Here is a 22,284-nt window from a genome sequence, read left to right on the forward strand (position 1 = left end):
AGAGATGGGTGACTCAGCGTTGTTCTCAGCCTTGCAGGCCAGCTGGCCCGCACTGGCGCTTTCGCTCAAGGTGGCCTTGTGGGCCACTGGGCTGAATTTGCTGCTGGGCACGGCGGCCGGCTTCGCGCTGGCGCGGCTGCGGGTGTTTCCCGGCCGCGAGCTGCTCGATGCTCTGCTGACCCTGCCCATGGTCTTGCCGCCCACGGTGCTGGGCTACTACCTGCTGGTGCTGATCGGCAAGCGCGGGCCGTTGGGTGCCTGGTTGTTCGAGCATTTCGGCATCACCCTGATCTTCAGCTGGCAAGGCGCGGTGATTGCCGCAACCCTGGTGTCCTTCCCACTGGTGATGAAGTCGGCCCGCGCTGCGTTTGAAAACCTCGACCCACAACTGGCCCAGGCCGCCCGCGTGCTGGGCTTGAGCGAGGCGGCGCTGTTCTTCCGCGTTAGCCTGCCGCTGGCCTGGCGCGGCATTCTGGCCGGGCTGCTGCTGGCCTTCGCGCGAGCGCTGGGTGAGTTCGGCGCCACGCTGATGGTGGCGGGCAGCATCCCCGGGCGCACGCAAACCCTGTCCATCGCCGTCTACGAGGCGGTGCAAAGCGGGCAGGATGAGCTGGCCAACAGCTTGGTGATCATCATCTCCATCACCTGCGTGGCGGTGCTGCTAGCCGCCGGTCGTTTGGCGCCGGCCACGCGGAGGGCCGAGGCGTGATCGAAGTCCACATCAGCAAGCGCATCAGCGCCAAGTTCAGCCTCGATGTCAGCTTCCACAGCCAGGCGCGCAACACCGTCATCTACGGTCCCTCCGGCGCGGGGAAGAGCCTGACGCTGCAGGCCATCGCCGGCCTGCTTCGGCCCGACAGCGGGCGCATCGCCTTCCAAGGCCAAACCCTGTTCGCGGCGGGCGAAGCCGAGGTGCCGGCACGCGAGCGCGGCTTTGCCTATCTGTTCCAGGATTACGCGCTCTTCCCCCAGCTCACCGTGGCGCAGAACATTGCCTTCGGCCTGCAGCGCGGCTGGTTCAACCCCAGCGCCCGCAAGGCCGCCGCCCTAACCGCCGTTCAGCATTGGCTGGAGCGCCTGGAGCTGAGCCCGCTGGCCCAGCAGCTGCCGCATCAACTCTCGGGCGGCCAGCGCCAGCGCACGGCCTTGGCGCGCGCCCTGATCACCCAGCCGCGCGCCCTGCTGCTGGACGAACCTTTTTCGGCCCTGGACCCCGAGTTGCGCGGCCGTCTGCGCGAGAGCTTGCAAGCCCTGCTGGCCGAACTGCAGATTCCGCTGCTGATGATCACCCACGACCCGGACGACTTGGCCTTGTTCGGCGACACCCAATTGCTGCTGCGCGGCGGCCGCATCGTCAGGAACCCCGATGAGCCCGAGCACGACTGAAGACCCCCAGCTCCAGCTGGCCGCCGAACTGCGTTTGCGCCTGCAAGGCCAAGACCTGGGCGGCAGCCGCCAGCTGGCCTTGCTGGCGCAGATCGCGGCGCTGGGCTCACTCACCCAGGCGGCCAAGGCGGTGGGCTATAGCTACAAGGGTGCCTGGAACGCGATTGAGCTGATGAGCAATCTGGCGGGTGAGCCGCTGCTGGAGCGCCTGGCCGGCGGCAAAGGCGGGGGTTTTAGCCGCCTGACGCCACGGGGCGAGGCCCTGGTGGCCAACTACGCGTTGATCCAGCAAGAACACGCCCGCTTCATCGCGCGCCTCAACACCCAAGCCCAAGGCTTGCACGCCGACTACGCCCTGATGGGCAGCATTGCCATGAAAACCAGCGCCAGAAACCAGTTTGCCGGGACGGTCAGCGAGATGCGCCCCGGCGCGGTGAATGACGAGATCACGCTGAGCATCATCGGCGGCCAGCAGATCGTGGCCAGCGTCACCCGCGAGAGCCGGCTTGAGCTGGGGCTGACGCTGGGCGCCAAGGCCTTCGCGCTGGTGAAGGCCTCCAGCATCATCCTGATGACCGGCGAGCAAGACGTGAAGTTGTCAGCTCGCAACCAGCTGAAGGGTCAGGTCTTGCGCCTGCAGCCCGGCGCCGTCAATTGCGAGGTGGTGCTGGAACTTGCCGGCGGGGGCACCGTGGCCGCCATCGTCACCCAAACCAGCGCCGACAGCCTGGGCCTGTGCCCCGGCATGGCGGCGACTGCACTGTTCAAAGCCTCCAGCGTGATCATCGGCGTGGCCGCCTGATTGCCCCAGGGCGGCATGCCAGCTCAGCCTGGCGATAGAGGCCAGCAAAACCACGGCATATGCCAGCATCGCGCTGCCCGGTTCCTGCAGATACTTGGCGCTTCCATTAGCGCTTCCGGTGACGCGCGCGCATCATCCTCCGCAACACCATTGCCACCCCCCGTCCAACATGCCGCCCAAATTTGTCAGCAGCTTTAGGCCTGCAAAGCGCGTCTTACATGCCGCGGTGATCTCGGCGGCCCTGTTGACACCAGCCCTGGCCGAAGCTCAGCCCAGCGTGCGCGAACAGGAAATGGCTGAATGCAGGCCCGGAGAAATCAGCACCTGGGGTGACGGCAAAGACCGTGCGGCCGTGGCGACCAAGCTGGTGTTTGTTTACGACCATCGCGGCGCAGCGCCTCAGTTCAACGAGCGCGCGGTGCTGACCGCGCTCGAGCGGGCGGCCGAGGCCTGGTCGGCCTGCGGTGTGCCGGGGCTGGTGGTGCGCGGCGAGATGACGCCCGCACTGATGGCAGCCAACCCCGGCAATGTGCTGGTGCTGTGGAGCGATGCCGAAACCCGCGGCAGCTTCGCCCTGGCCAATCTGACCCAGCGCCGCCTGGCCCTGAGCCCGGCGGGCTTTGAGCTGCTGAAGCGCCGCAACCCCAGGCACCCTGCGGGCGAAACCCTGCAGATGACCATCTCGCATGAGATGGGCCACCTCTACGGCCTGATGGCGCATTCACGCCGCTGCGTCGATGTGACCTCGTACTACGACGACGGCAAGGGCCAGCACTGCCTGGCCCGCGACCCCAGCCAGCTCAAAACCGTCACCGAATACCGCGCCCAGCTGCCCACCGCTTGCGACATTCAGCGTTGCCGGGCCGCTAATGGCGCGGACAAGGGCAAAGGCCCCGCAGGACGCTGACGGCCCAAGCGGCGCGCAAGCTGATCGATTGATGAACTTACTGCGAGCCGTAAATCATCAAGGCCGACATCAGGCAGGCCATAGGCTCGCGCTGCTCGGCCGGCAGGCTGCGCTGCAGCCAGATGCGCCCAGGGTGCTGCACCTCGACGGCGGCCACACCGGTGCCGCTGCCTTCACGTTCGACCCGGTAGCCCGAGGCCGGTGACTTGAGTCCGCCGCGATGCCGGCCAAAGCTGTACTGCTGCACTTCGTAGCGGCTGGCGTCGATCAGCAAGGCACCACGCAAGGGGCGCCATTCATCGTCCAGATCGAAACTGACTTCGCGCTCCTTGTTGTCGCTGCGGCAGCTGCAGCGCAAATTGCCCCGGTCATCTTCCAGATTGCCGACATTGCCGATCTGCACGAGGCGCTGCTGCGCGCGGTAGTCGCAGCGGCCCTGCCAGTGATCGGCCGTGCCGTTGAACTCAAAGCGGAATCCTGAGCTGCTCTTCTGCACCGTGACATTGCCCAGCGTGGTGCTGCTGCTCGAGTCCCAACCGCGTTTGACCTCGGTTACCCGGTAGGGGCCGACGTCGAAAGACTCATCCACCAGCGCGCCGATAAAGCTGCTGCGATTGGCCACCTCCAGCACATCGGCGTTGGGCGCAATGTCTGGCGGCGGGGTCATGCGGGCGGTGGGGAACGCACACCCACTCAGCAGCAGGCTCAAGAGCGCAGCGGCGCCAGCAGCCGTGTAGCGCGAGGCCGTGATTGGCGCGGGCTTGTCAATGGGGGAATGGTGCTGCATTAGTGGCGCTCAAGCTGGCGGTGAAGGTGAGCTGCTAACGGCTCGTTGGCGCTGGCGGTGGACCGTGCCGGGAAAAGTACCGCATTGTCATATGCCGCCCGTGACAGCACCGCTGGCGCGACCGCCCGCCACAGCCGTGTAGACACCTAGATCTAGCCACGCAGTTCTGCAATTGCTGCAGTGCACAATACTCGCTCTGCCATCAGCTTCAGCAAAGGGTCAGGCATGCGACGTGTTGTGTTCAATCAAAAGGGCGGCGTGGGTAAATCCACCATCACCAGCAACCTCGCGGCCATCGCGGCGCAGCAGGGCTTGCGCACCTTGGTGGTGGACCTGGACGCGCAGGGCAACTCCACCCGCTATCTGCTGGGTGAAGCCGCCGATGAGGCCGGCCAGCGAGGCGCGGCGGAGTTCTTCGAATCCACCCTGAGCTTCAGCGTGCGGCCGCCCAAGATGGCCGATTTCATCAGCGCCAGCCCCTGGGAGAACCTGCATGTCATGCGCTCCAGCCCCAAGCTGGAAGAGCTGCACAGCAAGCTGGAAAGCCGCTACAAGATCTACAAGCTGCGCGAGGCCTTGCAAGGCTTGAGCGAAGACTACGACCAGATCTGGATCGACACGCCGCCGGCGCTGAACTTCTACACCCGCTCCGCCCTGATCGCGGCGGACAGTTGCCTGATCCCTTTTGACTGCGACGATTTCTCGCGCCGCGCCCTCTACGGCTTGTTGGACAGCGTGAAAGAAATCCAGGCCGACCACAACCGCGAACTCGCCGTGGAAGGCATTGTGGTGAACCAGTTCCAGCCGCGCGCCAGCCTGCCGCAGCGCACGGTGCAAGAGCTGATCGACGAAGGCCTGCCGGTGCTGCAGCCCTACCTCAGCGCCAGCGTCAAGATCAAGGAATCGCACGAGCTGGCTCGGCCTATGATCCATCTGGATCCGCGCCACAAGCTCACGCAGGAGTACATGGCGCTGTTTGAATCGCTGCCATAACTTCAAGAGTCCACACCATGACCCAGGCGCAAGCCGTTTCGGAACAACTGGCCGCCCGCTTTCAACTCGAAGGCGTGCGCGATGTGGAATGCATCTTCCCGGATGTGTCCGGCTATCCGCGCGGCAAGCTCATGCCCGCAGCCAGCTTTGCACGCGGCCATGAGTTGCGCATTGCCCAAGCCATTGCCATGCAATGCGTGACCGGCGAGTATTCCTACGACCCGATCTTCCCTGACGCCGACCCCGATGTGCGCCTGCTGCCCGACCTGAGCACCCTCAGGCCCGTGCCCTGGGCGAGCCGGCCGCGGTATATGGCCATTCACGATTGCCTGGAGCTCAGCGGCCCCTGGAGCGGCCAGCTCTCGCCGCTGGCGCCGCGCAGCCTGCTCAAGCACGTGCTGGCGCGCTACCACGCGCTGGGCCTGCAACCGGTGGTGGCACCCGAGATCGAGTTTTATCTCTGCGCCGCCAATCACGACCCCGCCCAGCCCTTGAGCGCCCCGATCGGCCGCAGCGGCCGGGCCGAGGCCGGCCACTCGGCATTCAGCCTCAATATGCTCAATGAGCTGGCGCCCTTCTGGGACGAATTCCACGCCGCCATCGACACCCTGGGCATTGCCGCCGACACCTGGATCCACGAAGTGGGCCGCACCCAGTACGAAATCAATCTGCTGCACGACGACCCCGTCACCGTGGCCGACCAAGCCTTTTTGTTCAAGTACGCGGCCAAGGAAGTGGCGCTCAAACACGGCCTCAACGCGGTGTTCATGGCCAAGCCCATCAGCGGTGAGGCCGGCAGTTCCATGCATCTGCACCAGAGCATCGTCGACGCCGGCGGCAACAACATCTTCTCCGCGCCGGACGGCAGCGCCACCCCAGCTTTCTTCCAGTTCATCGCCGGGCTGCAGCGCTACACACCTGAGCTGATGCTGATCTACGCGCCCTTCATCAACTCCTACCGGCGCTATGTGAGTGGCAGCCAAGCCCCGGTCAACCTGCACTGGGGCCACGACAACCGCACCGCCGGCCTGCGCATCCCCGGCAGCGGCCCGGCCGCCCGCCGAGTAGAAAACCGCATCGCTGGCGCCGACGCCAACCCTTATCTGGCCATCGCCGCCTCACTCGCCGCCGGCCTGACCGGCATGCAAGAAGGCCTGCGCCCCACCGAACCCCTGGTCGGCAACGCCTACGACCACGCCCACGACCTGCCCCGCAGCTTCATCCACGCCCACCAAGCCATGGCCCTGAGCGAAGGCGCCGCCCGCCTGCTGGGGGCGGAGTTTGTGCAAGGCTATCTGTCGGTCAAAGGCCTGGAGTTCGAGAGCTTCCAGAACGAGATCAGCGCCTGGGAGAGGCGGTTCTTGTTGCCGCAGGTTTAGGCGAGGCTGGGCGACCGCCGGGATGGCGGGCGCTTGGCTTCGGGAGGAGGCTGGCTTTGGCGAATTGGCTTTAGGGAACTGAGCCGGTCTCTCGGCGACGGCCGGGTGCTCACTGTGCGCCGGCCTATGGAATTCCCTTGCGAGATCGTCATGCAAAGGTGCTAAAAGTTTAGTTTTACGCGGAGGCACAGCATGCGCGCATTCGTCAAGCGAATCCCGGTCGTCGGACCAATTGCCCAGTCCATGTATCGCTGGTTAATGCCCCGCGAACAACCGAGCTTTGCCAACACCGGCGACTATTGGCAGCAACGCTACACCCGTGGCGGCAATTCTGGTGATGGCTCCTACGGCAAGCTGGCCGAGTTCAAGGCCGAGATCCTGAACGCAGCCGTTGAGGAATTCGGTAGTGCTTCGGTGATCGAGTTCGGCTGCGGTGACGGCAACCAACTGACCTTGGCGAACTACCCCGCCTACACGGGCATCGATATCAGTGCAACAGCCGTAGGCCTTTGTCGCGAGCGCTTCGCGGGGGATGCGAGCAAGCGTTTCATGGCATTGGGTGACTATGTCGGCGAGCATGCCGACTTGGCGCTATCGCTGGACGTGATCTACCACTTGGTCGAGGATGGTGTTTACGACGCCTACCTCGAACGACTTTTCAGCGCCGCCCAGCGGCATGTGATCATCTACTCCTCGAACTTTGAGCGGCCTGCAACTGCTCAGGCCCCACATGTCCGCCATCGTGAGTTTCTACGCACGATCCAGCAACGCTACCCTGAGTGGGCACTTGAGCGGCATATTGCGAACCGATATCCCTTCCGGGAAGAGGACGGCAGCGGTTCGACGGCAGACTTCTTTTTCTTCGCCAAACGAGTCCAATGAGTCGACTTGCTTGGCTGGACACAGCCAAAGGCATAGGCATCATTGCGGTCGTTGCCGGCCATGTGTTCAGCAATCGGCAAGTTGCCGATCTGATTTACCTCTGGCACATGCCCTTGTTCTTCTTCCTGAGCGGCTACCTGTTCTCGCCGCGGCCGAGCCTAGCTTTCGCGGTGAAAAAGGCGAAGCATTTGCTGGTGCCATACCTTGCCTTTTTGCTCGTGCTGTCGCTGCCGCAACTCCTGGCGGGCGACTTGAACCACGTGCGAAAGATGATCTTTGGCGGGCGCTTGCTTACAGGAACGTTTGGGACGTTTTGGTTCATTCCAGTCCTGTTTCTGACTCAGCAATTGGCCAACTATCTGTTCCCGCGTCTTAGCATCAATGCGCAAGCAGCGTTGGTCGCGGCCTGCATTGCAGTGGCGGCCCTGATCCCTCCGGGCCTAAGCGTTCCATGGGCCCTTGATGTGATGCTGTTCACGTTGCCAGTGTTTTGGCTCGGCACCCGCTGCAAAGGACATGATCCCAGCAATGGCGTAGTGTCGGCTGTAGGCGTCATTGGGTTAGTGTTTTGCGCTACTGGCCTGTTACCGCCGCTCGACCTCAAAGCCGGGCAATACGGCCTGCCGATATTGACCCTTACCTTTTCGGTAACTGCGGTTTACCTCGTCTGCCAAGTCAGCCGCATTCAATCGCCATTGAGCCGCCCACTGCAAGCACTCGGCGGGGCATCCATGACGATCATGTTCCTCCACCAGGCGGTTTTCCGGGGGATTCGTGACGGCCTGCACTGGACCAACAACGAAACACTCCTGTTCGGGATCGCGCTTACCGTTCCATTTGCTTTGCATCAGTTGCTGGCACGCACAGCATTGACGCGGCAACTATTCCTCGGCGAGGCGCGTATCCAGGGCTCCGGCTAAGGCCTCAGAATTCCAGGCGCCAAAAACCAACACGAGGACAGACTGCAATAGGCCTGGCACATGCCATGTTTCAGTTATCAAATCGTCAATCCTCTCCGGCTAACAGCCATGAAAGAGAGAAGGGCAGCGTTTGCGCATGGCACCCCAAAAGTGAGCACCGCGTAACCGCTCCAGGGGCGCCTCTTCCGCACTCATCGCTACCAACCCCCTTGGCGAAAACCTGTACACCGCAACCCCGCCCCACCTCCTCATAATCCGGCACCCCAGCTCCCACGGAGTGACAGTGCCATGGCCGCATCCAAGCCGCAGCTCTTGCTTGACTATGTCTATGCGCATGAGGCGCAGCAGCCGGAGCAGATTTACCTGAGCCAGCCGCTGGGCGGCGGGCAGGTGCAGGACTTCAGCTGGGCGAGCACGTTGGACCAAGCTCGCCGCATGGCGGCGCATTTGCAGAGCTTAGGCTTGCCGCCGGGGGCGCGGATTGCCATCCTGTCGAAGAACTGCGCGCACTTCATCATGGCGGAGCTGGCGATCTGGATGGCGGGGGGCTGCACGGTGGCGATCTTCCCGACCGAAACCGCGGACACCGTGCGTTATGTGCTGGAGCACAGCGAGGCCAGCCTCTTGTTTGTGGGCAAGCTGGATCTCTGGGACACGCAGCGCGCCGGTGTGCCCGCCGGCCTGCCCTGCATCGCCTTGCCGCTGGCGCCTGACTCGGCCACCAGCGAGATGCCAGGCTGGGACAGCATCACCCAGGCCACCAAGCCCCTGGCCGGCCAACCGGCGAGGCGGCCGGCTGAGATGGCCATGCTGATTTACACCTCCGGCTCCACCGGCCAGGCCAAGGGCGTGATGCACAGCTTCGAGCGCATCACGCGGGTGGCGGAAAGCAGCATGGCGTTCATCAAGCTCATCATGCCGCCGGGCGTGCCGCTGCGCGTGCTGTCCTATCTGCCGCTGGCGCATGCGTATGAACGCTCGGTGATCGAATGCAACTCGCTGCAAGACGGCGGCTTCCACATCTTCTTTGCCGAGTCGCTGGACACTTTTGTGCAAGACCTGCGGCGTGCTCGGCCCACCATTTTTTGCTCGGTGCCGCGGCTGTGGCTGAAGTTCCAGCAAGGCGTGTTCAGCAAGATGGCGCCGGCGCGGCTGGAGCGGCTGTTGCGCCTGCCCTTGCTGGGCGGCATGGTGCGGCGCAAGGTGCTGCGCGGCCTGGGGCTGGACGAAGTGCGGCTGGCGATGAGCACTTCGGCGCCCATCCCGCCCGAGCTGATCGCCTGGTACCGGCGTCTGGGGCTGAACCTGCTGGAAGGCTATGGCATGACCGAAGACTTCGGCTACTCGCACTGCAGCCCGCCGGGCCTGAGCGCGCCGGGCCGAGTGGGCCAGCCCATGCCTGGGGTGCAGACACGCATCAGCGAAGAGGGTGAGATTCTGGTCAAGTCGCCGGGGCAGTTGCTGGGCTATTACAAGCGGCCGGACTTGGATACTGAAGTCTTCACCGCCGACGGCTTTTTCCACACCGGGGACAAGGGCGAGTACGACGCCCAAGGCCGGCTCAAGCTGACCGGCCGGGTCAAAGAATTGTTCAAAACTGCCAAGGGCAAGTATGTGGCGCCCGCGCCGGTGGAGAACCTGCTGCACGCCCACCCCTGCATCGAAGTGAGCTTGGTCTCGGGCGTGGGCCAACCCGCAGCCTATGGCCTGGTGGTGCTGAACGAAGCCCTGCGCCCGCAGCAAACCGACCCCCAGCAGCGTGCCGAGCTAGCCCGCCAGTTGAGCCAGCATCTGGAGCAAGTCAACGCAGCCCTGCCTGACTATTCACGCCTGCGCATGCTGGTGGTGTTGCCCCAGCCCTGGAGCATCGAGAACGGCTGCCTCACGCCCACCATGAAGGTCAAGCGCGCCCGGATCGAGGCCCTGGTAGCCGACCGCCTGGCGGACTGGTATGCCGATGCGAGCAAGGTGCAGTGGGCCTGAGTGCGGAGCGAGCGCTGGGCACTGTGGTGCGGGTGCAAAGATCACCCCACTGGCCACGCCGGCATGGATTGGGTGTAGAACGAGCCGTATGAAAAGGCTCTATCCGATCTGCGTCGCCATGGCGCTGCAGCTGATGACGGTGCTGGCCTGGGGGCAAGGCGCCACTTTGCGCTTCGTCGCCACGGAGTACCCGCCCTACACCAGCGCCCACATGAGCAGCGGTGGGGCCATGGTGATTGCTTTGCGGGAAGCCCTAGAGCCCGCCGGCTACAAGGTGGAGGTGAGCTACCAGCCCTGGTCGCGGGTGAATGTGGAGTTCCGCAAATTCGACGGCGTGCTGGTGCTGTGGCCGCCGGAGATCGACACCATGGGCTTGCACCACTTCATGCCCGTGTTCCGCAGCCGGCTGGGCTTCTTCGGCCGCGCCGACACGGCGATTGACGTGTCCTCCTGGCGCGCCATCGGCCAGCGCAAGATCGGCACCGGCCGTGGCTATGGCTACCCCGCCGAGTTTCTGGGCGCCGGCCTCAATCTGCACCCGCATACCGATGACCTCGTCAATCTGCGCATGCTCAGCCGCTCTCGCCTGGATTTGGTGGCCCTGGAGCGCGCCGTCGGCATGCACCTTTTGCGCACGCAGCTGGCAAACACCAAAACCCAAATCCACTGGCTGGAGCCTTCGTTTGCAGAGATACCCCTGGGTTGGGCCATGACAGCGCCTGGCCCCGCGGCGGACGCCCATGCGCAGCGCTTGCGTACCGGGCTGGAGGCGCTACAAAAATCGGGCCGGCTGGCGGCCATTGCTCGGCAGTTTGATGTGGACAGCTGGTAGGGGCGGCTGCGTATTTGCGGCATCAACCGAACACATACCGCCGAGGCTGCGCCATGACGCTTGGCTCAGCCAAGGCCGGGCCAGGGCCGCTGTGATATCTGACGGCACGATGCTCTTGGAGAAGTGACTCTCGGCCTAGAAGCACACACATACGCACACGCTCATGCAGCGTCGGCACCCAGCTTGCGCAGCTTGTCGAGCGACTTGAGCCGCTGCCCTTCGTCCAAGCTGCCCATCATGCCGATCAGCGTTTCGCGAACCGGCGCAATGCCCACCATGCCCAGCACATTGCGCTCCAAAGACTTGATGCTATGCGCCTGAAAGTAATAGCGGTAAACCAATGCGGGCATGCCCATGGTGACGACGACACGCGCAGACCGGCCCGTCAACGCCTTGTGTTTCAAGGGGTTGTTGCCTTCCGCCTTGAAGGCGAATCCAGGCCTGGCCACTTGCTCCAGAAAGCCTTTCAGCAAGGCCGGCAAATCACCCATCCACAAGGGGAAAAACATCACCAGGTGTTCGCACCAGGCAATGCGCTGTTGCGCGCCCTTCAATGACTCGGGCAAAGCGCCATGCTCCCATTCCTGTTGAGAGCGCAGGAGCGGAAAGCTCAGCTGAGCGACGTCGACCGTCTGGACTTCATGCCCGGCCACTTCAGCCCCCTCACGATAGGCTTGCGCCAGCGCATGGCAAAAATGCGGCGCACTGGCATCGGGATGCCCTTGAATGATCAGGATGCGTTTGCCCATCGTCGTCTCCCGGGGTGAAGCAAGCCATATCGTCGATGGCGAAGGCAAACTCGGGTTTGATGCTGCGCATGAATCGGAGAGATGCCCGCATTGCTGCCAGCTTGCCGATCAACAAGCCGTGACAACCCGTCAGCTTCAGCGTGCAAGGCCCACCCGCCTGCTTGCTACAGTTGCCGCCACTGCCCCTGCGAAAGCGACCAAACCCCATGCTGCAACTCCACTACCACCCCAGCGACGCCAGCCTGATCCCGCACATCCTTTTGGAAGAGTTGGGCATCCCCTTCGAGCTCAAGCTGGTGGACCGCGCCAACAATGCGCAGAAGTCGGCGGCCTACCTCAAGCTCAACCCCAACGGGCTGATCCCAGTGCTGGTGGACGGCGATGTGGTGCTGTATGAAACCGCCGCCATCTTGCTGCATCTGGCCGATTGCCACCCCGAGGCCGGCCTGGCCCCAGCCCTGGCCACCGCGCAGCGCGCCGAGTATTACAAGTGGATGCTCTGGCTCAGCAACACCTTCCAGGCCGACTTCAAGACCTACTACTACGCCCAGCGCTATGTGGCCCCAGGCAACACCACCGGTGCCGCCGAAGTGAAGGCCCTGGCCGAAGAGCGGCTCACCGGCGTGCTGGCTCAGCTGGACACGCAATTACTCAAGAGCGGCGGCCCCTGGCTGCTGGGGGAGCAGTACAGCGCGCTGGACTGCCTGGCTTTTGTGCTGTGCTGCTGGGCCCGCAACTTCAAGCGCCCGGCGCGCGACGCCGCTGCCTATCCGCATCTGGCGCCCTATCTGCGCCGCATGCTGGCCCGCCCGGCGGTGCAGCGCGCTTTCGCGACCGAGCAGCTGCCGGCCAGCTTCTTCGGCACGGATTGATTGAACAAATGACTGAACCCATGACTGCTTCAGTGAGTAAGCCCAACGCACTTGCCCAGGCCCTGCCCCTGGTTTGGAGCGATGACATCAGCAGCCTGGACTGGGACGAGTTGGTGGCGCTGTACCGCGCCGCGCCGCTGGGCAGCAAGAACGCCCGCGATCTACAAACCGCCTTCAGCAATAGCCGCTTCCGCTGGCTGGTGCGCGATGCGCAGGGCGGTTTGGTGGGCGCGGGCCGGGCGCTGTCGGACGGGGTGGATTGCGCCTATCTGTGCGACATCGCTGTCCACCCCAGCCACCAGGGCACGGGCCTGGGCAAGCAAGTCGTGCAAAAGCTGCTGGACCAATGCCAGGGCCACCGCAAGATCATTCTTTACGCCGTGGCCGGCAAAGAGCCCTTCTACAAAAAGTTCGGCTTTCGGCGCATGCTGACGGCCATGGCCATTTTTGAGGACCCGGAAGGCGCTGTGGCGCGGGGGCAAATCGATGCGAACTGACAAAGACTGCAAGAAGCTGGGCCGAGGGATCGGCCTCTCGACAGCTCTCGCACTGAGCCTGAGCTTGCTCGGCGCCTGCAGCAGCCAGGAGTGGTACGCCGCCGGCCGCGAGGCCCAGCGCGATCAGTGCAAGAAGCTGATGGACAGCGCCCAGCGCGATCGCTGCTTGCAAGACGCCAATATGTCTTACGACCGTTACCAGCGCGAGAAGACCCCCACGACTGCCAAGTAAGCCCGCACTGGGCTGGCGGCTATTGCAACAGCCGGCCCGGGGCGGCGCTCGGCCAGCTCGGCTCCGCACCGGCCATGGCTAAGGGATCAAGCACCTCATCGGCCATGACGATGCGGCTGGCGGCGAGGTAGCGCTCAGCCACCCGCTCGGCGTCCACCCGCGTGGCGGCGCTCACCATCACATAGCCGATGCGGTCGGCGTTTTCTTGCGGAGGCCGCAGCGCGTCGCCGCTGCGCTTGAGCATTTCCACGCAGCGCAGGCCAGGGAATAGCGCGGTGGCTTGCTCGGGCAAATCAATCCGGCGCAGCTCGCCCTCATGCGCGGCCGCCAGCCAGCGCACCACGGCAACCTGCATGGGCCGAGCCTGATCCTGCTGCGCCAAGGCGGCAGCCGGCCACTGGCCCAGATGCACATCCACCAGCGCCTCATGCACCGAATAGCCCAGCGCATAGCTGAGCAGGCGCGGCAGCTTGGCGCCCACCAGACGCCCATTCACGGCGACCAAGCGCAAGCCGGCCTCAGTGAGCATCAACTCGGTATGGGCAGCACCCCAGTCAAAGCCCAGGGCGTCGAGCCGGGCAAAAACAAAACGCTCAATCTCAGCGTACTGGCCTTGATTGGGCGTGAAGCAGCCGCCGCGAATCGCCACCGAGGCTGTTGGCGCATATGGCGACGCGAAGCTCTGCTTTTCATTCACGCCCAGCAAGTGGTGGCGGCCATTTACGCTGAAGGTGTCGCAGCCAATCAGCTGGCCGTGCCGCTGTAGCTGCAGTTGCTGCAGCGGGTGCGACAACATGGCGGCGCGGGTGGCCGGGGCGGCTTCGGCCTGATCCAAACCCTGCTCTGCAAGTTGGTGATGCAAGGCGGCGGGGTCGCGCAACAAGCGCGCCGTCTCGGGGCGGATATGCGGCAGGCCCAGGGCCTGTGCCAGCCGCGCGGCGTCCAGCAGGCGTTTGTCAACCAGGCAGAGCAAGGCCTCGATGGGCCAGCGCTTGTGCAGGGCCAGCACCTCGCCCTGCACCTCGTCATAGTCAAAGCCCGGCAGGGTGATGATGCGCTGAGCCATTTCCAGCACGGCGCTGACCAGGGGCTGGCGTTGGTAATGCGCGAGGTCGGCGGTCAAGAAGCTGAAGGTGTCGCCGCGCTCGATGGCGGCACGCATGATGTCCACATCATTGCCGCCCGGCAATTCGACGATCAAAAGGTGTGCCATGCGAAGTCTCCGCGCGCCGAGAGGGATCAACAACAGTGTGAGGCCCTCAGCGCTGATGGCTGGGGCCAAGTCCGACAGCCTCGACGCGTAGAGCTCCCGGTACCTTGTATCTTGCCCGCCCGGCAAAATTCAAAAGCGCCGATAAGCGCCGGCCCAAGTCCACAGTTCAGCGCAGTTCAGTGCAGTTCAGCCCGCAGCAAGGCGGGCTGTTGGTTCACGACACCTTGCTGCGAAGCAAGCGCAAGCCGTTGAAGACCACCAGCAAGCTGGCGCCCATGTCGGCGAACACCGCCATCCACATGCTGGCATTGCCGAACAGGGCCGCCAGCAGGAAGACGCCCTTGATGCCCAGCGCCAGGGCGATGTTCTGCACCAGCACGCTGCGGGTGCGGCGCGAGAGGCGGATGGTTTCCGGCAGGCGCTGCAGATCGTCATTCATCACGATCACATCGGCCGCTTCCATCGCGGTGTGGGTTCCGGCGCCGCCCATGGCAAAGCCGATATCGGCCTGCGCCAGCGCGGGTGCGTCGTTGATGCCGTCGCCCGTCATGCCGGTCGGGCCATGGCGCTGCTGCAGCTCCTTGATCGCCGCCAGCTTGTCTTCCGGCAGCAAATTGCCGCGTGCCTCGGCAATGCCGGCCTGGGCCGCAATGGCCTGGGCGGTGGCACTGTTGTCGCCGGTCAGCATCACGGGCGTGACGCCTAACGCGATCAGCTCGGCCACCGCTTGGCGGGACGAGGGCTTGATCGTGTCCGCCACCGCGCAGATGGCCAACACGCCCTGCTCACCCGCCAGCAGGGTGACGGTGCGGCCGGCTTCTTCATGCACACGCAAGGCCGCCTCGATGGCCGGGGAGCATTGCCCGCGCTCTTCGATCCAGCGGTGATTGCCCAGCACGTAGTTGCCACCGTCGATGCGCCCTTCAACACCTCGCCCAGCGGCGGCCTTGAAGTCCTGCACAGCAGTCGCCTCACCTGCGCTCACCAAACCCTGCGCAATAGCCTTGGACACCGGGTGGTCCGAGCGGCTGGCCAGGGCCAGGGCCAAGCGGGCCAGCGCTGCGCGGTCCATATTGGCGACGATGGGCTGGAACTCCACCAAGCGCGGCTTGCCCTCGGTGATGGTGCCGGTTTTGTCCAGCGCCACGGCCTTGAGCATGCGTGCCTGCTCCAGATAGACGCCGCCCTTGATCAGAATGCCGCGTCGGGCCGCAGCCGCCAGGCCGCTGACGATGGTCACCGGTGTGGAGATCACCAAGGCGCAGGGGCAGGCAATCACCAGCAGCACCAGGGCTTTGTAAACCGCCTCCAGCCAAGTCCAGCCCATCAACCAGGGCATGAAGGCCGCCACGGCCAGAGCCAGCACGAAGACCGCCGGGGTGTAGATGGCGGCGAATTTGTCGACGAAGCGCTGGGTGGGTGCACGTGCGCTTTGTGCTTCTTCCACCGCGTGGATGATGCGGGCCAAGGTGCTGTTCGAGGCCAAGGCGCTCACGCGGAATTCCAGCGCCGCCGTCTGGTTGATGGTGCCGGCGTAGACCTCGTCGCCCACAGCCTTGTCCACCGGCACGCTCTCGCCGGTGACCGGCGCTTGGTCGATGGCGCTGGCGCCTTGGGTGATGACGCCGTCCAGCGGCACCCGCTCACCGGGGCGCAGGCGCACGGTGGCGCCGACAGCCACCGTGACGGTCAACTGGCGCAGCCAGCCGCCATCGGCTTGCAGGACTTCAGCGTCCTCCGGCGCCATGGCCAACAAAGTCTTGATGGCATTACGGGCTTTGTCCACCGCCCGCGCTTCGATCAGCTCGGCAATGGCGTAAAGCGCCATCACCATCGCCGCCTCGGGCCACTGCCCGATCAGGAAGGCGCCGGTCACCGCTACCGCCATCAAGGCGTTGATGTTCAGGCGGCCAACGCGCAGGGCATAGAAGCCTTTTTTGTAGGTATCAAAACCGGCCAGGCCGATGGCGATGGCGGCCAAGGCCATGGCGCCGAGCTGGAAGGGCCGCGTGTCGGGCGCGAAGAAAGCAAAAGCCTCGGCCAGCAGGGCGAAGAGCAAGGAGGCCAGCAGCCGCGGCAGGCCGGAGGCGATGGGCGCAGGGCCGTCATCGGTGCCGGCATTCGCTGCAAGGTCCAGCGGCGTGGGCTCAAAGCCGGCTTTGCGGATGGCAGCCATTGCCGCTTCAAGCACAGGCGGCGCCTCGGCCTTCAGTGACAGCACGCGCTGGCTGAGGTCGAAGCGCAAGGCGCTGACGCCGGCAATCGGCTCCAGGGCACGGCGGATTTCAGACTCTTCCACCGCACAGTCCATGGTGGGGATGCGAAAGCGCAGAGCGCCCTTGTCAGCGGGCAGCGGATCGGCGGGCGAGCTGGGCGACGAAGCTGTCTCACAGGCCGACTTGCCGCAAGCATGGGCATGAGCAGGGGCATGTTCATGGCCGCTGGCGGCCGCTGGGGAATGCGTGTGTTTGTGCGTCATGCAGTCATTGGAAACCCTGAAGCGGGTATAGAGTCAAGCCCGATGATTGCAGAAAGGGATGGCCATGAAGATTGGTGAGTTGGCGCAGGCAACGGCGACCTCGGTGGAGGCGATCCGCTTCTACGAGCGCGAGGGCCTGATCCCTGAGCCACGGCGCACCGTCGCCAATTACCGCAGCTACGAAGACGCGCATGTGCAGCGCCTGGCCTTCATCCGCCGATGCCGCTCCTTGGACATGGCGCTGGACGAAATCCGCGCACTGCTGAGCTTCAAAGATGCGCCCAGCGCAGACTGCGGCGACGTCAACGCCTTGCTGGACGCCCATATCCAGCATGTGGCCGAACGGGTCGTGGAGTTGCGGGCGCTGGAGCAGGAGTTGGTGGAACTGCGCGCGCGCTGCAAGTCCGCCGCGGCCGGGGCCGACTGTGCCATTTTGAAAGAGCTGGGTCAGATGGATGGCACCGCTGCCAGCACCACCGCGCCACGCAGCGGCCTGGCCCATGTGGGCGCGGCGCACAGTGGCCGGCAGCGTTCGGCCAAGTAAGCAGACTTCACCGCGCCGGGCGGCCTGGTCTCCGGGCGCACTCAAGGCGCCAGCGGCAAGGCCTTCAGGTAATCATGCAATTGCGCCGCCACGCTGGCGCGCGAGGCAGGGCTGAAACTGTCCGGCAAAGCCGGCATGCTGCTGCCTGGCTTGAGGCTGGTGGGTGATAGCAACTGGCGCTGCCACGCCGCCGCATCAAGCTCGCGCGCCCGCTGCGCCAAGTTGAGCGGCATCTTGTCGCCGCCATAGCCATTGACCTGATGGCAGCTGAGGCAGTACTTCTGCACCCAAGCGGCTTGGGTGGCCCAGCGCTTGGCCATCTGGCCGGGCAACAGCGCCGCGCGGCTGCTGGGGCGCAGGCTGATCTGCGCGACTTGGTAAGGCCACAACGCGCCGCCTTCGGCCTGCAGCTCGGACGAGCGCAGGTTGTCCCACACCAGGTAATAGGGCGCGAGCGCGACCGCCTTTTCGTTCTGCAGCTGGTTGTCCACCTGAAAGGCCGCACCGTCAGCCCGCGCCACCACCAGAAAAGCCGCATGCGTCAAAAAGCGCGCCACCGGAATGCGCGAGACAAAACCGTCCAGCGCGCGCAACTCAATCTCCTGCTCGGCATCTTCGCGCCAACGCAGGCCCAGCAAATGATCCAGCAGCTGCGGCGCCGGATAGCCCAAATAACGCACCCGGCGCTGGCCGCCGCTCAAATGCGGCTCCAGCACCTCGATGGTTTGCGCCTTGGCGGCCAAGCTGGCTTGCAGCACGGCCGGTGCCGGCAACTCCAGCGCTGCCGCCGGCTTGGCAGCAAACAAGGCGGCTGCCAGCAGCAGCATGGGGGTCAGGTCTTGCATGATGGTGATGCCGTTACTGCTGCGCCCAATCGACGTATGACCTCAGGGCTGCTGCACGGGCTGCACGCCGAGTTTGGGCTTGAAAACCAGGGTGCTGCGGCTATGGGTCTGCACATCCTGCTCCAGCAAATGCTGCGGCCGGTAGCGGCCCGCCGCATGCAGCTTCGTCTGGTCGTCGTAATGCGCATCGCCCCACACACCGCTCTGCCCAACCGGGTTGATGCCCTGGCTCTGTCCGGCTTGCGCGAAGTCGATGATGCGGCGGGTGGAGGGGCCGGTTAGCACCTTCCAGGGCGCATCATCCCAACGCGCCGTCATATTGTTGGGCAGCTCATAGCCGCCGGGCACGGCCCAGGGGCCAACATTAAAGATCTTGTCCAGCGGCGCCTGTTTGCCCAAGGGGTGTTCATGCGTGAGCGTGTGCGCCCCGCCCCAGGTCCAGCGCTTGGCATCCGCACCCAAGCCGCTGCGCAAATGGGCCAGGGTGGCGACCCAGGCTTCCTTGACGATTTCTGCCTCGCTCTCCACGGCGGGCGTGCCGCGCTTGTCCCACCAGGGGGACTGCGGGTCGGCCAGCAGCCGCGGCAGCGCGGGCGCCAGCAAGCGGCTGCGGCGCAGATTGTCAAAAGCAGCTTCGCCCAGTTCATCGGCCAACGCGGCGCGTGCTAGCTCCCACAAAAACTGTTGGAACAGCACCGGCGCGCGCTGCGGCAGGCTGAACTTACCGTCCCAGGCCGCCAGTTCTTCGACCAAGGCTTTCTCTTCTTCGCCCTGCGCTGCGGCACGCAGCAAAGGCAAGGCCGGCCGCAGCACACGGGCGCTATAGCCCGACTCCACATCGAGCTGCAAGGCGCGCGTGTTGGCGCTGTTCCAGCGGATGCTGGGCTCACGCAAGAGTGAATCCAGGCGCTCGGCGCGGTCCCACAAGTTGTAATAGCCCGGCACCGGCACACTGCCCGCTGGCTGGTGGTTGGCCGACATCACATAGCCACGCGCCGGGTTTTCTTCCTGCGGGTTCTGGGCGAAGGGGCGCCAGCCCAGCTTCTCGGCCTCGCCCTTGCCGGCATCGAGGATGAAGCTGGGGTTCACGCCCTCCGGGCGGATCGGCAGGCGGGCGGCGGCCCACCAGGCGATGTCACCCGCGGCATTGGCCCACACCACGTTCAAGCCCGGGGCGTGGATCTTCTCGGCCGCCGCACGGCCTGCCGCCAAGGTGTCGGCACGGTTGAGTTCGTAAAAAGCCTGCAGCACCGGGTTCTCGGTTTCCAGCAAGGCCCACCACATGGCGATGGGTGTGCCGGCTTTATCAGCTGGGTCCGCTTGGTCAGCCGCCTTCTTGCCAGGCACGATGTCGCTGACGATGGGGCCATGCGGCGAGCGCCGCAGGGTCAACTCCACGGCGGGCTGGCCCTTAACCGCAATGCTCTCGACCCGGCTCTGCAAAGCCACCCAACGGCCCTGGTGCCAGACCTCATTGGCATTGGCCGGGTTGACCCGCTCGGCCACCAGATCGAGGTCATCGTTCTGGAACATGGTGATGCTCCAGCCGAATTTCTCGTTATGCCCCAGCAAAGCCATGGGGTTGAGGGCCTGGAAATGGCCATAGAGCTCAAAGCCAGGCGCTTGCAAATGGGCCTCGTACCAGACTGCCGGCACGGCGAACTGGATGTGTGGGTCGCCCGCCAACAGCGGCTTGCCGCTGGCGCTGCGCGCGCCGGCCACGGCCCAGGCATTGCTGCCCTCAAACACCGGCAGGCCCGATTGCTCCAGCGCCGTGTGGCTCAGCAGGGCCAGGCGGTTCAGGTCTTGCATATCGCCGGGGCGCAGCTGTTGGCGCAGCACGCCGTCGGGCCGCCAAGCCAGGTCGAACAGGGCCAGGTACTGCGGCCCCAGCTGATCACGCACCTGGCTAAGCACCGGTTCGGTTCGGAAAGCGGCCGCAAAGCTGTAGGCCAGATAGCCAGCGATGCTGACGGTATCGGCCGGGGTGAAGGGGCGCTTGGGGATGCCCAGAATTTCAAACTCCAGCGGCGCGGGGCTCTGGGCCTGGAATTGGTTAACGCCGTCCAGATAAGCCACCAGCGCTTGCTTGGCCGGTGTGTCGACCTGGGCGAATTCCTTGGCCGCGTAGGCATCTGCATGGGCACGGATGCCCAGGGTACGGAACAGGCGGTCGGTGTCCAGCAGCTTGGGGCCGAGGATTTCGGCCAGCTCACCGCGCGAGAGGCGGCGCAGCATCTCCATCTGGAACAAGCGGTCTTGCGCATGGACATAGCCCAGGGCGCGATACATATCGGCTTCATTGCCGGCGCTGATATGCGGCACGCCGAAATCGTCATAACGCACCGTGACAGCGGCACTCAAGCCGGCCAGGGCCAGCTCACCACTGCGCTGCGGCTGCTTGCTGCGCACATGCCAGGCCAACACGGCGGCGCCCAGCAGCAAGAGGACCAGCAGGCCGGGCAGGACTTTTTTCAGCAAGAAGGATTTCATGGCGGCGCATGCAGCAATCAGGACAGGCCCGATTGCAGCACAGCCTGGGCCGGTTCAAGCCATGGGCTTACCCGGCGCAGCCCAGGGTGAGGGTCAGGCCTTGCGCAAGCTGGCCAGGGTCTCGACGCGCTTGAGCAACTCGCGATCGTTCCAGGGCTTTTTGAAGATGCCGTAAAGCCCTTGCACCTGATGCACCCGGGCCTGCATCTCGTCGTGGCCGGTGATAGCGATGACCGGCATGTCCTCGGTCTCCATGCTGCCCTGCACGGCAGCGATCAGCTCGAAGCCGTCCTTATTGGGCATTTCCAAATCGGTGATCAGCACCGCAAAGCGCTGCTCGGCCAAGCGCTCCAGCGCCTCGACACCGTCGCGTGCCAGCGTGACTTCATAGCCCGCGCCCTGGAACAGCTTGCCCAGCTTGGCCCGGGCCACGGCCGAGTCATCCACCAGCAGCAGCTTGGCAGGCGCAGCAGGTACGGGTTCAGGCGCCGGAGGCGCTGGCGGCACGGGCGCCGCCTCCAGCTCGGGCATCTGGGTGGTGTTGGCCGCCTGCGTGGCCTTGAAGGCACGGGTCTCCTCGCCGCGCCGGGCGCTGATGAACCAGACCACCACGGCCAGGGGCACCACGATCAGCAGAGGCAGAAGATAGAGATTGAGGGTGTCGAACAGATCAAAGAACATGGTCGGCTTTCTTGGCGGATGCCCAATCTAACACCCGCGTCCTGCACCTAAACGAAAAAAAGCCGACCCTGAGGCCGGCTTTCATGGGCTTGGAACTCAGCGTATGGCTCAGCGCTGTTCGCCAGCCACCATGCGGTAGCCCAGCGCGCCGATGACGGCACCGATGATGGGCGCCACCCAGAACAACCACAGCTGCTCCACAGCCCAACCACCCACATAGATCGCCACACCGGTGCTGCGCGCCGGGTTGACCGAGGTGTTGGTGACGGGGATGCTGATCAGGTGAATCAGGGTCAGGGCCAGGCCGATGGCGATGGGCGCGAAGCCGGCCGGGGCGCGCTTGTCGGTGGCGCCCATGATGATCAGCAGGAAGAAGGCGGTCATCACCACCTCGGTGATCAGCGCCGCTTGCAGCGAGTACTTGCCAGGCGAATGCTCGCCGAAGCCGTTGGATGCGAAGTCGCCAATGCTGCTGAAGTCAGCACGGCCGCTGACGATCAAGTACAAAACGCCACCGGCAGCCAAGCCACCCAGCACCTGGGCGGCGATATAGGGCAGCAGCTGCGCAGCCGGGAAGCGGCCACCGGCCCACAGGCCAATCGACACGGCCGGGTTGAAGTGACCGCCCGAGATATGACCGACGGCGAAGGCCATGGTCAACACCGTCAGGCCGAAGGCCAGGGCCACGCCATGAAAGCCAATGCCCAGTGCGCCAGGGAACACGGCCGCCAAGACCGCGCTGCCGCAGCCGCCTAGCACCAGCCAGAAAGTGCCCAGAAACTCTGCACCGTATTTATTCATCCTGAAC

At 64.8% G+C, this 22,284-nt stretch carries 22 protein-coding genes; 14 read left to right on the plus strand and 8 right to left on the minus strand.

Going from position 1 to position 22,284, the window contains the following annotated elements; all coding sequences use genetic code 11:
* Positions 1-4 precede the first annotated feature (4 nt).
* From modB to AABB87_RS09615, 4 genes are all read left to right on the plus strand, one after another.
* Positions 5-709, plus strand: coding sequence for a molybdate ABC transporter permease subunit (gene modB / locus AABB87_RS09600; protein WP_445944855.1), 705 nt, complete (start codon positions 5-7; stop codon positions 707-709).
* The gene (locus tag AABB87_RS09605; RefSeq protein WP_445944856.1) at positions 706-1,386 is read left to right on the plus strand and encodes an ABC transporter ATP-binding protein; all 681 of its coding nucleotides are present in this window, start codon (positions 706-708) and stop codon (positions 1,384-1,386) included. The genes modB and AABB87_RS09605 overlap by 4 nt, the downstream gene beginning before the upstream one ends.
* Positions 1,367-2,188 carry a TOBE domain-containing protein gene (locus AABB87_RS09610; RefSeq protein ID WP_341971025.1) on the plus strand — a complete coding sequence of 274 codons (822 nt, stop codon included), beginning with the start codon at positions 1,367-1,369 and terminating at the stop codon, positions 2,186-2,188. The genes AABB87_RS09605 and AABB87_RS09610 overlap by 20 nt, the downstream gene beginning before the upstream one ends.
* A gap of 169 nt (positions 2,189-2,357) precedes the next feature.
* Entirely contained in the window at positions 2,358-3,095 is a 738-nt protein-coding gene (locus AABB87_RS09615) for a hypothetical protein (RefSeq protein WP_341971026.1), read from the plus strand.
* Between the two features lie 37 nt (positions 3,096-3,132).
* Here AABB87_RS09615 and AABB87_RS09620 read toward each other — a convergent pair whose 3' ends face one another.
* Positions 3,133-3,882, minus strand: a complete 750-nt coding sequence (locus AABB87_RS09620; protein WP_341971027.1) for a hypothetical protein — start codon at positions 3,880-3,882, stop codon at positions 3,133-3,135.
* A 225-nt stretch (positions 3,883-4,107) separates the two neighbouring features.
* Here AABB87_RS09620 and AABB87_RS09625 point away from each other — a divergent pair, with 225 nt between their 5' ends.
* From AABB87_RS09625 to AABB87_RS09650, 6 genes are all read left to right on the plus strand, one after another.
* Positions 4,108-4,875 carry a ParA family protein gene (locus tag AABB87_RS09625; protein WP_341971028.1) on the plus strand — a complete coding sequence of 256 codons (768 nt, stop codon included), beginning with the start codon at positions 4,108-4,110 and terminating at the stop codon, positions 4,873-4,875.
* A gap of 17 nt (positions 4,876-4,892) precedes the next feature.
* Complete coding sequence (locus AABB87_RS09630; RefSeq protein WP_341971029.1) at positions 4,893-6,254, plus strand: glutamine synthetase family protein; 1,362 nt, start codon at positions 4,893-4,895, stop codon at positions 6,252-6,254.
* Positions 6,255-6,446: 192 nt separating this feature from the next.
* Positions 6,447-7,136, plus strand: coding sequence for a class I SAM-dependent methyltransferase (locus tag AABB87_RS09635; protein ID WP_341971030.1), 690 nt, complete (start codon positions 6,447-6,449; stop codon positions 7,134-7,136).
* Positions 7,133-8,056, plus strand: a complete 924-nt coding sequence (locus AABB87_RS09640; protein WP_341971031.1) for an acyltransferase family protein — start codon at positions 7,133-7,135, stop codon at positions 8,054-8,056. The genes AABB87_RS09635 and AABB87_RS09640 overlap by 4 nt, the downstream gene beginning before the upstream one ends.
* A gap of 288 nt (positions 8,057-8,344) precedes the next feature.
* Entirely contained in the window at positions 8,345-10,039 is a 1,695-nt protein-coding gene (locus tag AABB87_RS09645) for an AMP-binding protein (protein ID WP_341971032.1), read from the plus strand.
* Between the two features lie 88 nt (positions 10,040-10,127).
* Positions 10,128-10,871, plus strand: a complete 744-nt coding sequence (locus AABB87_RS09650; RefSeq protein ID WP_341971033.1) for a substrate-binding periplasmic protein — start codon at positions 10,128-10,130, stop codon at positions 10,869-10,871.
* A gap of 161 nt (positions 10,872-11,032) precedes the next feature.
* Here AABB87_RS09650 and AABB87_RS09655 read toward each other — a convergent pair whose 3' ends face one another.
* Positions 11,033-11,620 (minus strand): NAD(P)H-dependent oxidoreductase, encoded by a 588-nt coding sequence (locus AABB87_RS09655; RefSeq protein WP_341971034.1) that lies wholly within the window; start codon positions 11,618-11,620, stop codon positions 11,033-11,035.
* Between the two features lie 206 nt (positions 11,621-11,826).
* On the opposite strand from AABB87_RS09655, the gene AABB87_RS09660 reads away from it, so the two are divergent.
* The 3 genes from AABB87_RS09660 to AABB87_RS09670 are packed head-to-tail and all read left to right on the plus strand — an operon-like array spanning position 11,827 to position 13,221.
* Complete coding sequence (locus AABB87_RS09660) at positions 11,827-12,492, plus strand: glutathione S-transferase family protein (protein WP_341971035.1); 666 nt, start codon at positions 11,827-11,829, stop codon at positions 12,490-12,492.
* 32 nt (positions 12,493-12,524) lie between these two features.
* Positions 12,525-12,989, plus strand: coding sequence for a GNAT family N-acetyltransferase (locus AABB87_RS09665; protein ID WP_341971036.1), 465 nt, complete (start codon positions 12,525-12,527; stop codon positions 12,987-12,989).
* Entirely contained in the window at positions 12,979-13,221 is a 243-nt protein-coding gene (locus AABB87_RS09670) for a hypothetical protein (RefSeq protein ID WP_341971037.1), read from the plus strand. The genes AABB87_RS09665 and AABB87_RS09670 overlap by 11 nt, the downstream gene beginning before the upstream one ends.
* A gap of 19 nt (positions 13,222-13,240) precedes the next feature.
* Here AABB87_RS09670 and AABB87_RS09675 read toward each other — a convergent pair whose 3' ends face one another.
* A complete protein-coding gene (locus AABB87_RS09675; protein ID WP_341971038.1) occupies positions 13,241-14,434 on the minus strand; it encodes a hypothetical protein in 1,194 nt (397 codons plus the stop codon).
* A gap of 214 nt (positions 14,435-14,648) precedes the next feature.
* On the minus strand, positions 14,649-16,913 hold the full coding sequence (locus tag AABB87_RS09680; RefSeq protein WP_341971039.1) for a heavy metal translocating P-type ATPase: 2,265 nt from the start codon (positions 16,911-16,913) through the stop codon (positions 14,649-14,651).
* A 64-nt stretch (positions 16,914-16,977) separates the two neighbouring features.
* Here AABB87_RS09680 and cadR point away from each other — a divergent pair, with 64 nt between their 5' ends.
* Positions 16,978-17,457 (plus strand): Cd(II)/Pb(II)-responsive transcriptional regulator, encoded by a 480-nt coding sequence (cadR, locus tag AABB87_RS09685; protein WP_341971269.1) that lies wholly within the window; start codon positions 16,978-16,980, stop codon positions 17,455-17,457.
* Positions 17,458-17,498: 41 nt separating this feature from the next.
* Here cadR and AABB87_RS09690 read toward each other — a convergent pair whose 3' ends face one another.
* From AABB87_RS09690 to aqpZ, 4 genes are all read right to left on the minus strand, one after another.
* Positions 17,499-18,302 carry a hypothetical protein gene (locus AABB87_RS09690; RefSeq protein ID WP_341971041.1) on the minus strand — a complete coding sequence of 268 codons (804 nt, stop codon included), beginning with the start codon at positions 18,300-18,302 and terminating at the stop codon, positions 17,499-17,501.
* A gap of 42 nt (positions 18,303-18,344) precedes the next feature.
* On the minus strand, positions 18,345-20,795 hold the full coding sequence (locus AABB87_RS09695; RefSeq protein ID WP_341971042.1) for a penicillin acylase family protein: 2,451 nt from the start codon (positions 20,793-20,795) through the stop codon (positions 18,345-18,347).
* Positions 20,796-20,888: 93 nt separating this feature from the next.
* On the minus strand, positions 20,889-21,476 hold the full coding sequence (locus tag AABB87_RS09700; protein ID WP_058721635.1) for a response regulator: 588 nt from the start codon (positions 21,474-21,476) through the stop codon (positions 20,889-20,891).
* 108 nt (positions 21,477-21,584) lie between these two features.
* The gene (aqpZ, locus tag AABB87_RS09705) at positions 21,585-22,277 is read right to left on the minus strand and encodes an aquaporin Z (protein ID WP_341971043.1); all 693 of its coding nucleotides are present in this window, start codon (positions 22,275-22,277) and stop codon (positions 21,585-21,587) included.
* Positions 22,278-22,284: the final 7 nt, after the last annotated feature.

The sequence above is a fragment of the Roseateles sp. PN1 genome, from assembly GCF_038419725.1.
Taxonomy (GTDB): Bacteria; Pseudomonadota; Gammaproteobacteria; order Burkholderiales; family Burkholderiaceae_C; genus Paucibacter_A.